14 protein-coding genes and 1 pseudogene are annotated in these 13,198 nt (G+C 69.2%); 8 read left to right on the top strand and 7 right to left on the bottom strand.

Annotation, left to right across the window (positions count from 1 at the left end; genetic code table 11):
• Positions 1-5: 5 nt before the first annotated feature.
• Positions 6-707, top strand: a complete 702-nt coding sequence (locus P8A20_RS01660) for a 2-phosphosulfolactate phosphatase (protein ID WP_147961569.1) — start codon at positions 6-8, stop codon at positions 705-707.
• A gap of 27 nt (positions 708-734) precedes the next feature.
• Here P8A20_RS01660 and P8A20_RS01655 read toward each other — a convergent pair whose 3' ends face one another.
• The 4 genes from P8A20_RS01655 to P8A20_RS01640 form a co-directional block, all read right to left on the bottom strand.
• Positions 735-1,271, bottom strand: a complete 537-nt coding sequence (locus tag P8A20_RS01655; protein WP_147961568.1) for a cysteine hydrolase family protein — start codon at positions 1,269-1,271, stop codon at positions 735-737.
• 117 nt (positions 1,272-1,388) lie between these two features.
• Positions 1,389-1,760 carry a VOC family protein gene (locus tag P8A20_RS01650; protein ID WP_147961567.1) on the bottom strand — a complete coding sequence of 124 codons (372 nt, stop codon included), beginning with the start codon at positions 1,758-1,760 and terminating at the stop codon, positions 1,389-1,391.
• A gap of 73 nt (positions 1,761-1,833) precedes the next feature.
• A complete protein-coding gene (locus tag P8A20_RS01645; protein ID WP_306102686.1) occupies positions 1,834-3,321 on the bottom strand; it encodes an aminotransferase class I/II-fold pyridoxal phosphate-dependent enzyme in 1,488 nt (495 codons plus the stop codon).
• Between the two features lie 39 nt (positions 3,322-3,360).
• On the bottom strand, positions 3,361-4,248 hold the full coding sequence (locus P8A20_RS01640) for an SDR family oxidoreductase (RefSeq protein WP_306102685.1): 888 nt from the start codon (positions 4,246-4,248) through the stop codon (positions 3,361-3,363).
• Positions 4,249-4,400: 152 nt separating this feature from the next.
• Here P8A20_RS01640 and P8A20_RS01635 point away from each other — a divergent pair, with 152 nt between their 5' ends.
• From P8A20_RS01635 to P8A20_RS01625, 3 genes are all read left to right on the top strand, one after another.
• Positions 4,401-5,306: a metallophosphoesterase family protein gene (locus P8A20_RS01635; RefSeq protein WP_147961564.1), complete on the top strand. Its 906-nt coding sequence runs from the start codon at positions 4,401-4,403 to the stop codon at positions 5,304-5,306.
• Positions 5,303-5,974, top strand: coding sequence for a 4'-phosphopantetheinyl transferase family protein (locus P8A20_RS01630; protein ID WP_147961563.1), 672 nt, complete (start codon positions 5,303-5,305; stop codon positions 5,972-5,974). Before P8A20_RS01635 ends, P8A20_RS01630 begins: the two co-directional genes overlap by 4 nt.
• A 382-nt stretch (positions 5,975-6,356) precedes the next feature.
• On the top strand, positions 6,357-6,812 hold the full coding sequence (locus tag P8A20_RS01625; protein ID WP_147961562.1) for a hypothetical protein: 456 nt from the start codon (positions 6,357-6,359) through the stop codon (positions 6,810-6,812).
• 14 nt (positions 6,813-6,826) lie between these two features.
• Here P8A20_RS01625 and P8A20_RS01620 read toward each other — a convergent pair.
• Together P8A20_RS01620 and P8A20_RS01615 are read right to left on the bottom strand one after the other, a co-directional pair.
• Positions 6,827-7,527: pseudogene (locus P8A20_RS01620) on the bottom strand (IS5 family transposase); the annotation flags it as partial.
• On the bottom strand, positions 7,488-7,850 hold the full coding sequence (locus P8A20_RS01615) for a transposase (protein ID WP_261988845.1): 363 nt from the start codon (positions 7,848-7,850) through the stop codon (positions 7,488-7,490). The pseudogene P8A20_RS01620 and the gene P8A20_RS01615, both read right to left, overlap by 40 nt.
• Positions 7,851-8,241: 391 nt before the next feature.
• Between P8A20_RS01615 and P8A20_RS01610 the strand changes: the two genes are divergently transcribed.
• Together P8A20_RS01610 and P8A20_RS01605 are read left to right on the top strand one after the other, a co-directional pair.
• Positions 8,242-8,991, top strand: a complete 750-nt coding sequence (locus P8A20_RS01610) for an SDR family oxidoreductase (protein WP_147961561.1) — start codon at positions 8,242-8,244, stop codon at positions 8,989-8,991.
• 122 nt (positions 8,992-9,113) lie between these two features.
• On the top strand, positions 9,114-9,809 hold the full coding sequence (locus P8A20_RS01605) for a TetR/AcrR family transcriptional regulator (RefSeq protein WP_147961560.1): 696 nt from the start codon (positions 9,114-9,116) through the stop codon (positions 9,807-9,809).
• A 71-nt stretch (positions 9,810-9,880) separates the two neighbouring features.
• Here the strand turns inward: P8A20_RS01605 and P8A20_RS01600 are convergent, their stop codons facing one another.
• A complete protein-coding gene (locus P8A20_RS01600; protein WP_147961559.1) occupies positions 9,881-10,258 on the bottom strand; it encodes a tetratricopeptide repeat protein in 378 nt (125 codons plus the stop codon).
• A gap of 120 nt (positions 10,259-10,378) precedes the next feature.
• Between P8A20_RS01600 and P8A20_RS01595 the strand changes: the two genes are divergently transcribed.
• A complete protein-coding gene (locus tag P8A20_RS01595) occupies positions 10,379-11,344 on the top strand; it encodes a pirin family protein (protein WP_147961558.1) in 966 nt (321 codons plus the stop codon).
• Between the two features lie 283 nt (positions 11,345-11,627).
• Positions 11,628-13,154, top strand: a complete 1,527-nt coding sequence (locus tag P8A20_RS01590) for an NHL domain-containing protein (protein ID WP_147961638.1) — start codon at positions 11,628-11,630, stop codon at positions 13,152-13,154.
• Positions 13,155-13,198: the final 44 nt, after the last annotated feature.

Here is a 13,198-nt window from a genome sequence, read left to right as displayed (position 1 = left end):
CCCCCATGGACTCCCGTTTCGTCAGCATCGCCGAGTTGGCCGAGGCCCCGTCCGTCGCGGTCGTCGTCGATGTCATGCGCGCCTTCACCGTGGCTGCCTGGGCCTTCGCCCAGGGAGCGGAGAAGATCGTTCTCGCCGGGTCGCCGGACGAGGCTCTGGCCCTCAAGGCGGGCCACCCGGATCGAGTGGCGCTCAAGGACGGGCCGCCCGCACCCGGGTTCGACCTGGTGAACTCGCCGGGCCTGCTGCGGTCGGTCGACCTCGGCGGACGCACCGTCGTGCAGAAGACCACGGCCGGGACGGTCGGCGCCCTGGCGGTCAAGGACGCTTCGCTGGTGCTGTGCGCGGGCTTCGTGGTCGCGGAGGCGACGGCGCGGGTGCTGCGGGCGCGCGAGTGCGACGGCGTCACGTTCGTGGTCACCGGCGAGGACGGGCAGGCCGACGAAGATCTGGCCTGCGCCGAGTACATCGCCCGCAGGGCCACCGGCGAGGGGACGGACGCAGCCGAGTTCCTCCACCGTGCCGCCCGGTCACGGGCCGCAGCCGAACTGACGGAGGGGGTGCGTCAGGGAGTGCACCCTGATGACGTCGCACTCTGTCTGGAGCTCGACCGTTTCCCCTTCGCCATGGTGGCGACCTCGGAGGACTCGCTCATGGTCCTGCGCCCGTACGCCGTGCCGCCACCGACGGACGAGGACGTGATCTGACCGTCCTCTCCGAGCGGTGCGGCGGACTCAGAATTCGACTGCCGACGCCTTGCGGATCGACGCGTTCATGTTGCGCTCCATCATCCGCAGAGCCGCCTGGGCCAGGTCCTGGTGGATATGGGCGACCGCGTCGTCCGGCACGGTCACATCGAGGTGGCGGATATGCGCGTCGAGGGCCGAGTAGAGGACACACTGCTCGGTGACCTGACCGCACAGCACCACGCGCCCCACGTCCAGCTGCGACAACAGATAGGTCAGGGGCGTCTCGTAGAAGATCGAGTGCCTGGCCTTCACGACGAACAGCGAATCGTCGTCCGGAAGCAGGGGCTCCACCAGGTCCCTGTGAGGGCCGGCAAGGGTCGCCTCGATGATCTCGCCGTGGTGGGAGCGCCACTCGCCGAAATTGTCGTTCACGTAGATCACCGGTACGCCGTCGTCGCGGGCCCGTTCGACGAGCCCGACTATGCGGGGGAGCGCCTCGCGCACGGAGGGGATGAGCATCTCGGCATCCGGGTGGCTGTACGTGTTGAGCATGTCGATGACGACGAGGGCGCTTCGGCTCATGGTCATCCATTCTCGTCGTGCGGCGGTGCGGGATGCGAAGGTGACACGGCGCGTCGGACCGCAGTGCGGGTGAGGCGGCCTCGGCGGTGGCCGCCCCGCTCACCCGGTGACGCGGGATCAGTGCCAGCAGAGGCAGAACGGATGCCCCGCCGGGTCGGCGTACACGCGGAACTTGCGCTCCCCGCCCCGGTCGTCGAGATCCAGCGCCGTGGCGCCCAGCGCCAGCACCTCCTGCTGCGCACGCTCGATGTCCGTCACGTCGAAGTCCAGGTGCCCCTGCTGGGAGTTGCGATCGCCCCGGGGCCACTCCGGCGGCCGGTGGTCCGGCGCCTCCTGGAAGGCGATGCGTGCGCCTCCCGGGGCGTAGAGGTCGTACCAGTCCGGGTAGTCGTTCCTGACCTCGCCGCCCAGGACGCTCCGGTAGAACGCGGCCAGGGACCTCGGGTCGGGGCAGTCGAGAGCGACGAGGCTGTAGGTGGCGACGGGCATGTCCGTTCCTTTCGTCATGTGAGGCGGGCGTCTGCGGGATTCCCTGCCGCGCGCATCTGTGTGTCCCGCCGGTTCACGCCTCGGGGGCCTCGCCCTCCTTGCAGACGCGCACCGTTCGCAGAGTGGGATCGGCCGCGTCGGGCACGTTCATGCCCGCGGCGACTCCCGAACGCAGGTACCGCAGCAGAGGTTCGGTGAGCCGCTCGCCCGGCAGTACGGCGGGAATTCCGGGAGGGTAGGGGGTCATCATCTCCGCGGCGACGCGTCCCGCGGCGCGTTCGGCCGGAATGTCCTCGGTGGCTGCGAAGTAGGCGTCCCGAGGGGCGCACACCTGGTCCGGGCGCAGTTCGTCCGCCCCCGGGACCAGGACGTCCGGCCCCGGGCCGAGCGTGTGTCCCTGCCGGGAGAGGTCGCGCAGGGCGTCCAGCAGGCGGCCGGCGGTGGTGCGGTCGTCGGCGTGGGTGAACTGGGCGCTGATACGCCGGTGGTCGACGATGTGCATGTCGACGTGACGGTGGGCGCGCAGCCAGTCGGCCGCCCGGTATCCACTGGTTCCGAGGTCACTGACGTCGATGATCACAGGAAGGGGGTCGAACTCCGCGGCCTTGCCGGGGCCGCAGAAGTCCTCGATCCCGTTCACGTGCATCCCGTCGAGCCCCTCGATCCGCTGCCGGACCTCCGCAGCCAGGTCGAGAGCGCCGGACAGCAGGGTGTGCCCCTCCAGGACCATCTGGCGTCGCCAGCCGTCGATGCCGGCGTACAGCAGCACGGACGGGCTGGTGGTGCCGAGCAGATCCGCCCGCGACGCCAGCGTGTCGTGGTCCACGAGATCGCCCTGCAGATGGAAGACGGAGCCCTGCTCGAGGCCGCTGCCCATCTTGTGGATGCTGGTGACGCAGACGTCGGCGCCGGCGTCCATGGCCCAGGAGGGCAGGTCGGGGTGGAACGGCAGATGGGCACCCCACGCCTCGTCGACGATGACCGGCCGGGAACGCCTGTGGCACACTCCGGCGATGGCCCGCAGGTCCGCCGCGGAACCGTACGGGGTCGGGCTGGTGACCAGAGCCCCGCAGGCGTCCGGGTGCCGGTCGAAGGCCCGTTCGTACGCTTCGGCGGACGGGGGATGGGCCAGATGGCGTTCACGGTCCCACTGGGGTTCCACCCATACGGGCTCGACCCCGCAGAGGATCAGTCCGGCGACGACGGACTTGTGGGCGTCCCGGCCGATCAGCAGTTTCCGTCCGGGCGCGGCGACGCTCAGCATGGCAGCCTTCACCGACAGGGAACTGCCGCAGGTGGAGAAGAACGTGTGCTCGGCGTGCACCGCGTCGGCCATCAGTTCCTCGGCGCGCCGGAGCACACCGGAGGTCTGGCGGCGGTCGTCCAGCCCGCCGATGGCGAGCAGGTCCCCGAAGAACACGGCATCGCCCAGGACGGCGCGTACAGCCGGGTCCGCTCCGCGCGCCTGCTTGTGGCCGGGCGGGGTGAACGCCAGTTCGCTCTTCTCCTTGTAGGCAGCGAGTGCATCGAGAACGGGGGCTTCGCGGTGGTCTGCACGCATGTACGGCGCCTTCCCTCGGGTCCGTCGGAGCAATCACGGTCAGGGAAGCGGCGTACCGCCCGTCGCGTTCATGATTTCCCCGGTGATGAAGGACGCGTTCGGCGAGGCGAGGAAGACGTAGGCCGGCGCCATCTCGGCAGGCTGGGCGGGCCGGCCGAGCGGGCTCTGCTTCCCGAACTCCGTGGTGTCGGGCATCGTCGCGGGGATGAGGGGCGTCCAGACCGGCCCGGGCGCGACGGCATTGACACGGATTCCGTCCGACGCCAGCATCTGCGCCAGCCCTTGGGTGAAGGTGACGATGGCACCTTTGGTCATGGCATAGTCCAGGAGGTGCGGACTGGGTTTGTACGCCTGCACCGAGGTGGTGTTGATGATGGAGCCGCCTGCCGGAATGTGCGGGAGAGCGGCCTTGCACAGCCAGAACATGCCGTACAGGTTCGTGCGCACCACGCGGTCGAACTGAGAGGTGGAGATGGCGGCGATACCGTCCGGCTGCGACATCTGGTAGGCGGCGTTGTTCACGAGGACGTCGATCCGGCCGAACTCCGACACCGCCTTCTCGACGAGAGCCCGGCACTCCCTTTCCTCCCGGATGTCGCAGACCACGGACACCGCCCTTCGCCCGGCCTGCTCGACGAGCCGGGCGGTCTCCTCCGCCTCGCGCTCCTCCTCGGGAAGGAAGGTCAGCAGCACGTCCGCCCCTTCGCGGGCGAAGGCGAGGGCGACGGCGCGGCCGATGCCCGAATCTCCGCCGGTGACGACCGCCTTGCGGTCGAGCAGAAGCCCGTGACCTCGGTACGAGTCCTCGCCGTGGTCCGGAGGGGGATCCATGGGGGCGGTCCGGCCGGGATGCTCCTGCTCCTGCTGGGGGAATTCGGGGCGCGGATAGCGCTGGGTCGGGTCCTGCGGGGGTTCGGTGTCGGGCATCGGTGTCTTCCTCTCCGCCGGGCGTCCGAGACGCGTCGCATGAGCCGCCGCGTGCCCCGGAGGCGCTCGGTCAATCATCCCGGCCGGACGAACTGCGGGCATGTTGAGCAGTGCGGCCCCCGGAAGGACCATGAAGACGCTAAATTCGAACAATGAGTTCTCCCACCGTGCCCGCCCCTCACACGCCGAACAGCGGCGGCCGGCTCCTCGCGGTCAGCGATCTCCATGTCGGCATCGCGGACAACCGTCCCGTCGCCGACCGGCTGCACCCGACCAGCGACGAGGACTGGCTCATCGTCGCGGGAGACGTGGCCGAGGAAGCCGAAGAGGTCGAGCGCGCGCTGGAGCTGCTCGCGGGCCGATTCGCCCACGTGGTGTGGACCCCCGGGAACCATGAGCTCTGGACGGTGGACAAGGACCCCGTACGGCTACGCGGCCAGGAGCGGTACGAACACCTCGTCAAGGTGTGCCGGGAGCTCGGCGTGACCACGCCCGAGGACCCCTACCCCCACTGGCAGGGCGGAGACGGCCCTGTGGCCGTCGCCCCCGTGTTCCTCCTGTACGACTACTCCTTCAGGGTTCCGGGCGTGACGTCGAAGGAGGAGTCTCTCGCGCGCGCCCACGAGGCGGGAGTCGTCTGCACCGACGAGTACCTGCTGCACCCCGACCCCTACGCGACCCGGGACGACTGGTGCCGGGCGCGGGTGGCGCTCACCGAACAGCGGCTGGCCGCACACGACCCCGACGTGCCGCTGGTGATCGCCGGGCACTGGCCGCTCCTGCGTGAACCCACATCGGTGATGTGGTACCCGGAGTTCGCCCAGTGGTGCGGCACGGAACTCACCGCCGACTGGCACCGTCGCTTCAACGTCGCCGCAGTCGTCTACGGACATCTCCACATCCCCCGTACGACCTGGCACGACGGCGTACGGTTCGAGGAAGTATCGATCGGCTACCCCAGGGAGTGGCGGAAGCGGGGCCACCCGCGTGGGCTGCTGCGGCAGATTCTTCCTTACGAGGGCCAGGAGCCCACGGCCGTGAAGGGCGAGGGCTCGTGATCGAACGGCTTCTTCCAAAGTACGTCGCGTGCTCGGACACGCACGAGACCAGTGCTCCGGAGGGCAGCCTGTTCCCCGAGGAGGCGCGGCAGGTGGCCGCGAGCGTCGACCGTCGCAGACACGAATTCGCGGCAGTACGCGCCTGTGCGAGACGAGCCATGGCCGACCTGGGGCTGCCCCCGGCGCCGGTGCTCTCGGGACATCGGGGCCTGCCCCTGTGGCCCGAGGGGACCGTCGGCAGCATGACGCACTGCGAGGGCTACCGCGCGGCTGTACTGGCCCGGGCGTCCGAGGTGCGCTCGGTGGGTATCGACGCCGAGCCGAACGCACCGCTCCCGCCCGATGTGTGGGAGGTGATATCCCTGCCTTCGGAACGGGCGAGGATGCCCGTGGACGCGGACACCCGGACGGTTCACTGGGACCGCCTTCTGTTCAGTGCCAAGGAGAGCGTCTTCAAGACGTGGTTCCCGCTCACCCGGATCGAACTCGACTTCTCCGAGGCGGACATCAGCTTCCGCACGAGCCCGGACAGCCCCACCGAGGGCACCTTCACCGCGGAGCTCTCGCGGATCGCACCCGGGGTGCCGAGCACGTACGCGGGCAGGTGGCTGGTCGACGAAGGCTTCGCGGTGACCGCGATCGCGCTTCCCGTGAACCCTTCCCTCTGACGCGGGCCGCGCGTCGGCGTTGCGTGGGGCGCGGCGAAGCCCGATGCTCCGTGCCGGCGGTGTGCAGTCGTCCGGTGCCGCGGTGCGGGGGCTGTCCGTCCGATTCGCACTTCACCGGACGTCGGCGATCCGGCGGTGCTTCGCCGGACGTCGGCGATCCGGCGGCACTTCGCCGGCGGGGGAGGGCTTGCGCCGGCCGACGCGGATGTGCTTGGGCCCGCCGACGCGGATGTGTTCGGCTCGGACGTCCCCGGCATACAGCCGCATGCCCGCAACGGCCATGACGGTGCCGGCCAGGCTCCGACGGCCGTCGAGGCGTACCCCCGCCAGTGCGCCTGGAGCGTGTCTCCTTGGTGTTGTCCGCCGTGCGAGGCTGTGCGCCATGGCGCCTTCGACAGTCCGTGGACTTGCTCTGCCCGACCTGCTGACGTCGCTCATCGATCGCGACCTCTGGAGTCACCCGGGCGATGTGGTGCTGGCGAAGGCCATTCCGTGGTTCAAGGACCCACTTGGCTTCGTGTCGAACCCCGAGCAGATGGCGTACGCGTCTCAATCGATGGACATGTTCGCCGATGATCCGCACTCCGCCTTCTTTCGCCAGGCACGCGGAAGCAGGGGCGTCGCCCCGCTCGAACTTCCTTGGCTTGACGTCGAACGGGCAGTGCTGATCGCCACCACCCGCAACCCCGGCGATGATGGCGCCTTGGCTCTCGACTACCGGGCTGACCCCTCAGACCCCCGCGTCGTCGGCAGTGACTTCTGGACGGACCCCCTTCTGTGCGAGTGGCGGGTCGTAGCACCTACTTTCTCCGGATTCGTCTCGAGTTTGGGCCTGTAGCTTCCGCAGCCATGTCACTGACGCGCCCAGACAATGATGGACGCGACGTGAAGTGCGGCCTGGTGGGCAATGGCGAGTTCGTCCGTCCGCAGGGCCAGGCCGCGCCACTGCTTGAGCCGGGCGATGCACCGCTCGACGGCATTGCGCTCCTTGTATTTCTCGGCGTCGAAGCTGGGCGGGCGGCCTCCGGCACGGCCTCGCCGCAGAGGGTGACCGATCTGGTCTGCGGGCTGCGGGATGACAGCCCGGATACCTCGACGCCGAAGGTGTCCACGGATCGCGCGGGACGAATAGGCGCGATCTGCCAGGACGGTTGTCGGGCGCGTTCTCGGCCTTCCGCGTCCGCTGCGCGGGATCCGAATTCTGGCCATGACCGCCTCGAAGGCCGGGGCGTCACCAGCCTGGCCGGAGGTGACGTGGATGCCCAGAGGACGGGCCCGGCTGTCACTGGCCAAGTGGACCTTCGTGCTCAGTCCGCCACGGGAGCGTCCGAGCGCGTGATCCTCAGGCTCCGACCGGCCGGGCGCACCCTTTTCCTGGCTCCGGCCGAATGTTGGTGAGCCTGGCAGACAGCGGAATCGACAGAGACTGTCCAGCCCACATCGTCACCATCATCCGCCGCAGCAAGTGGTGCCGCGAAGATGCGTTCCCATGTGCCGTCCACGGCCCACCTGATCAAGCGCTTGTGAGCGGTCTGAAAGGACCCGAGCTCGCTAAGGGCTGTCCCGAAATCCCTGGCGGGCGCACGACGACAGCTACGGCACCTCGCCGCGTTGTCGGAACGCCCGAATACATCCAGTATGCGGGTGTCCCTCCGCCTTGCGATGCACCGCATCTGACGCCGCGCGCTGATCCACCACTGATTGCGGGACAGCCCTTAGGCAGATCCCGCCAGGACGAGCAGGTGCGGTACTTCCACGCAATAGCCTCAAGGGTCCGGCGCTGGTCAGCCCGCCGTCGCCCACGGGACGGATCGGCCGGCATCAACGGTTCGATCCGGTCCCACACCGCATCGGTGATCACTAATCGGACCGACATGTCCGATCAACTGACCAACCCATCAAAGAGACACGCTCTATAGCTGATCAGTCCGCTTTCGGCTCCTTCTCCTGCGACGCCCGGCCTGCGACGCCCGGCCTGCGACGCCCGGCCTGTGGCGCCCTGGTCACGGAGGTCGGCCTGCCACGGAACCCCACATCGCCCGTCGTCGTTCCCTCTGTCCGGTCCGTCCACTCGGTGAAGGACGAATGCACCTGACGCATCCGTGTTGTCGCCTGGCACGTCTCTTCCGTCGCTCGGAAGTGGCGTCAGCAACGCCTCCACAGGTTGCCACGATTGAGCGATAGCGGCGATAACGTAATGGTGTTAGCGTTGTTTTTGTCAGGGTCCGTAGAACCTACGGGCCTTCCTTGTCCTCAGGAGCATCGTCATGACCGAGCAGCACACCACCAGCACACGCAGGGTCGCTCTTGTCACCGGGGGTTCGCGAGGTATCGGCCGTGAGAGTGCCGAGCGGCTGGCGTCCGACGGATTCGCGGTCGTCATCAACTACGCCGGAAACAAGCCCGAGGCGGAAGCCGCGGTCGCGGCCGTCGTCGCTGCGGGCGGCCAGGCCGTCGCGCACCAGGCCGACGTCGCGGACGAGACGGCGGTGGCCGAGCTCTTCGACGCCGCGGAGGAGGCCTTCGGCGGAGTCGACGTGGTCGTCCACGCCGCGGGGGTGATGTCCCTGTCGCCGCTGGTGGATCTCGACCTGGACGCGCTGGACCGGATGTACCGCACCAACGTCCGCGGGACCTTCGTCGTCGACCAGCAGGCTGCGCGCCGACTGCGGGGCGGCGGGGCCATCATCAACTTCTCGAGCTCGGTGCTGGCGCTGGCCATACCCGGATACACCGCTTACGCCGCCACCAAGGGGGCCGTGGAGGCGATGACGCTGATCCTCGCGCGCGAGCTGCGCGGCCGGGACATCACGGTCAACGCCGTCGCCCCTGGACCGACCGCCACCGCACTGTTCCTGGACGGCAAGGACGAGGAGACCGTCGCGAGGATGGCCGCGCAGCCTCCCCTCGAGCGGCTCGGCGCCCCCGAGGACATAGCGGAGGTCGTGTCCTTCCTCGCCGGTCCGGCCCGCTGGGTCAACGGTCAGGTGCTGCGGGCCAACGGCGGCATCATCTGATCACGTCGCCCTGTGGCCACTCGGCCTTCGGTCCGTCGGCCGGGCGAGGCGGGGTCATGAGTGGCTGCCGCCAGGTGCCACTGGCCGATCCGCGCGGTACACGCCTTGATAGCGTCCCTCCGATGAGTACACGAGCGCGCATCCTCGAAGTCGCGGCCCGGCTGGTCGCGGAGTCTCCTGACGGGGAGATCTCCACGCGCGCCGTGTGCGAGGCCGCGCAGGTCGGCGCACCGGCCCTCTACAGGCACTTCGGAGACAAGGAGGGTCTGCTGTCGGCCGTGGTCGATCACGGCTTCGACGCCTACCTGGCGACCAAGCGGGAGCGAGGCGACACCACCGATCCCGTCGAGGACCTGCGGAACGGATGGGACAGCCATGTCGATTTCGCTCTCCGGAACCCCAATCTGTACCGGCTCATGAATTCACCGGCGATGCGGACGCCACCGGTGTCCGCGGTCGAGGCGCACCGCATCCTGACCCGCGACCTGGAGCGGGCCGCCGCACAGGGGAAGCTGCGCGTCGCCCCGGAACTGGCCGCACAGATGATCATGTCCGCCACCACGGGCGTGGCGCTGATGCTGGTGTCCCGGCCCGTGACCTTCCCGGACGTCGGCATGTCCGCGCGTGTACGTGACGCGGTGCACGCCGCTGTGTTCACGTCGCAGGTGTCCCGGGGCGCGCCTGTGGATGCGGAAGTCCCCTCCGCGGCGGCGACGCTGGGTGCTCTGTTGCGCCGGTCGCACGGATCCGGGCTCAGTACGGCTGAGTCGGCGCTGATGACCGAATGGCTGGACCGGGTGTCGAACGCGGAACGCTGAGCCGGCCGAAGGGCGGGTGCGGGGAGCGGTGTCTCTGCTTCCGTTCCCCGCACCCTCGGTCGGCGTGCGTGTCACCCCTGGTTCCGCTGCTCCTGCGCCAGAAGCTCGGGCCCGAGGTCCCCGGCCATCGCCTGGACCATCCGAAGGTGAGTGTCGGCCTCCGACTGCCGGCCCTGGCGCTCGAGGGTGCGCCCGAGCATCAGCCGGGCGTAGTCCTCTACGGGGTTGCGCCGCAGCACCTCACGCAGCTCCGTCTCGGCCTTGCCGAGCCGGGCCGAGTGGTAGTAGGCGCGGGCCAGCAGCAACCGCGGAGCCACCTGCTCCGGGACCTCCTGCACCAGCCCGCCGAGGATCCGCGCGGCCGTCAGATACTCCTTCTCCTCGAAGAACAGCTGCGCCCGGTCCCAGCGGTCGGCGGGCGTGCCGAACTCGTAGTAGGTGTCTTCCATTTCTCCTCCTCGGCCGCAATGCTTCCAGCGGGGTCAACACGCCAAGGTAGTTAAACATTCCACTAAATGTTCGGCGTGGGGACCGGTGCTCCACGGCCCTACAGGAATAGGTTGTGCGCCATGAGCAATCTCGATCGCCAGGCCGCTCTTTCTGTCTGCGGGGGACGTGGCTTCGTCGTCGCCGAGCCGGTGCGTGAACTCCTCACCCCGCGCCACGTCCGGCTCGGCGAGTCCACCGAGGTGCGCAGACTCCTTCCCAACCTGGGGCGACGCATGGTCGGAGCCTGGGCGTTCGTGGATCACTACGGCCCCGACGGCATCGCCGACGAGCCGGGGATGCAGGTCCCGCCGCACCCCCACATGGGGCTGCAGACGGTCAGCTGGCTCCACGAGGGGGAGGTCCTGCATCGTGACAGTCTGGGCAGTCTGCAGCAGATCCGGCCGCGTGAACTCGGGCTGATGACGTCCGGCCGGGCCATCAGCCATTCCGAGGAGAGCCCGAAACCACACGCCGGGTTCCTGCACGGCGCCCAGCTCTGGGTCGCCCTGCCTGCCTCCGACCGTCATGTCGAGCCGCACTTCGAGCACCACGCCGACCTGCCCGCCGTCACGGCGCGCGGTCTCACCGCCACCGTGATCCTGGGGGAGCTGGACGGAGTCCCGTCGCCCGGCACGGCCTACACGCCGATCGTCGGAGCCGACCTTGCGCTGACCGCCGGGGCCGAAGCCCGGCTGCCACTGGACCCCGACTTCGAGTACGCAGTGCTGTCGATGTCCGGCGAGGCCGAGGTCGACGGCGTTCCGGTCCTGCCCGGATCGATGCTCTACCTCGGCTGCGGCCGCACCGAACTGCCGCTCCGCGCCGCCTCCGACGCCGGGCTGATGCTGCTCGGTGGCGAGCCGTTCGAGGAGGAGCTCGTCATGTGGTGGAACTTCGTCGGGCGCTCGCACGAGGAGATCGAACAGGCGCGCCAGGACTGGATGGCGGGGCCCCGCTTCGGTGAGGTGAAGGGCTACGACGGGGGTCGGCTGCCCGCACCCGAACTCCCGCCCGTTGCGCTGAAACCGCGCGGGAGGGTGCGCTGAGCCGCATCGCTGTGGCCAGGATCCGGCGCGACCCCGGACGCGCGACTCCGGGTGTGAGCTGACTGCGGTTGCGGAGCCGTGGGCGCCTGCCGTGGCGAGGGTGACGGCGCACCGGAGACCGAGCAGGAGTGGGAGTCAACTGCCGGTGCGGCGCGGTGTTTCGTCAACACGCGCCGTAAGGAACACCCGGAAGTGATCTTGCCAGTCCTTCCTTCTTGTGACTTCCTGGAATCACTCGACAACTGCCCGTAGTGGGCGGCGAGGGAGCGGTGAAGGGATGGCAATGACCACTGCCGACGCGGCAGCCACAAGTGGTGAGGGCTTCGCGCCTTCGATCAGTACGGTCGCGGGGACCGGGACCGCAGGGTTCAAGGGGGACAACGAGCCTGCCGTCTCGGCTCAGTTGAACGGCCCGTACGGTGTGGTGCTGGACAGCGCCGGCACCCTCTACGTCTCCGACTACAGTAACCACCGGGTCCGGAGGATCACGACTGACGGGAAGATCACCACGGTCGCGGGTACCGGTGTCGCGGGATTCGGTGGCGACGACGGCCCCGCAATTTCAGCCCGGTTGTACTGCCCGCGGGCCTTGGCGGTGGATGACGCCGGCGCCGTCTACATCGCGGATTCCAGTAACCACCGGGTCCGGAAGATCACGACTGACGGGAAGATCACCACGGTCGCGGGAACGGGCGCCGCAGGCTTCGCCGGTGACGGTGGCCCCGCCACTGCGGCCCGGTTGAACCTCCCGTTGGGAGTGGCGGTGGACGGCGCGGGAACTCTTTACGTAGCCGACTACAGCAACCACCGGGTCCGGAAGATCACGACTGACGGGAAGATCAGCACGGTCGCGGGGAACGGGGGCGCGGCATTCAGGGGAGACGGTGGTCCAGCGGTTTCGGCCCAGCTGAACTGCCCGCACGAAGTGGACGTCGACGCCGCGGGCGACCTCTACATCGCCGACGCCAGCAATCATCGGGTGAGGAAGGTCGCGGTCGACGGGACGATCAGCACGGTCGCGGGAACGGGCACCGCGGGCTTCGCCGGTGACGACGGCCCGGCCGCCTCGGCCAAGCTGAACACCCCGGTGGGTGTGGTGGTGGACAGCGCCGGTACTCTCCACATCGCCGACCACGCCAACCATCGGGTGAGGAAGGTCGCGGTCGACGGGACGATCAGCACGGTCGCTGGAACGGGCACCGCGGGCTTCGCCGGTGACGACGGCCCGGCCGCCTCGGCCCAGGTGCGCAATCCGTTCGGGCTGGCTGTGGACTGCGTCGACGCCCTCTACATCGCCGACTACGCCAACAACCGCGTGCGGAAGATCGCGTCGGCGAAGATGGCCGGGCTCCCCGGTTCGGGCACGGTGGTCTCCTGGGCCAACGTCCGCAGCAGGCTGAGGATGGGGGTTCTGCGCGAGTCCACCAAGGATGGTGCCGAGATCCACCAGACCCTCGCAACCCCCAGGGACCACCAGCGGTGGCGGCTGGTCGCGGCGGGCCAGGACAGCGACGACGTGCTGTACAGGATCGAGAACATTCGCAGCGGCAAGGTCCTGGAAGCCGTCGGAGGAGGGATGGCGGAGGGGGCGGTGGTCGCACAGCGCGCCTACGAGGGCGGCGCCGCGCGCCATCAGCAGTGGAGGCTGGTCCCGGTGGGCTCGGTGACCGACACCCCACGGGTGTACGAGATCGCGAACGGCAGCAGCGGTCTGCTCCTGCGTGTCGACACCAATGCCCCCACTGCGGTCAAGCAGTGCGGGGCGGATGGTGACCACCGCAACCGGCAGTGGCAACTGCTCCCCGTGTGACATGCGAAGGGTCAGGGGCGAGGCCGCCCCTGACCCTTCGGAAC

The sequence above is a fragment of the Streptomyces sp. Alt3 genome (genome assembly GCF_030719215.1).
Taxonomy (GTDB): Bacteria; Actinomycetota; Actinomycetes; order Streptomycetales; family Streptomycetaceae; genus Streptomyces; species Streptomyces glycanivorans.
This window is presented reverse-complemented; position numbering and strand designations above follow the sequence as displayed.